This window comes from Streptomyces sp. SP17BM10, assembly GCF_036322405.1.
Classification (GTDB): Bacteria; Actinomycetota; Actinomycetes; order Streptomycetales; family Streptomycetaceae; genus Kitasatospora.
Window position 1 is genome coordinate 1 of the sequence record NZ_JAQYXB010000106.1, and the last position, 384, is coordinate 384.

General features: G+C 74.0%; 1 pseudogene. It reads left to right on the forward strand.

Features of this window, described 5'->3' with window-relative positions:
* Positions 1-4: 4 nt before the first annotated feature.
* Positions 5-384: pseudogene (locus PUR71_RS00390) on the forward strand (hypothetical protein); the annotation flags it as partial.

Consider the following 384-nt stretch of genomic DNA (forward strand, 5'->3'; position numbering starts at 1 on the left):
ACGCCTGCGCCGCCGCAGCACCCACGCCCGTTTCGCCGTGGACACCACGCATCCCCCGACCCACCTGCGTATCGCGCTGCTCGACAAAGCACCGGCCCTGCCCGCAGCCGTCACCATCGCGGCCCTCGCATTCGTCGGCTCGCTACTCGTCGCATGGCTCGTCCAGACCGCGCCGACCTTCCCCGTGCCGCCGCCGTACACCCCGCCGGCCGCCACCCACACCCCCCTCCCCCTGCCCACCGGCCAACCCCTGGCCTCGCTCCTCGCCAGCGCCAACCTCGGTCCGGGCTTCGACGCCTTCGGCCTCGCACTGGGTCTGTACGACGACGTGGTCGTCCGGGTCGCCGACTCCGGCCTGTCCGTCGACATCGCCGGGGAGGGCGC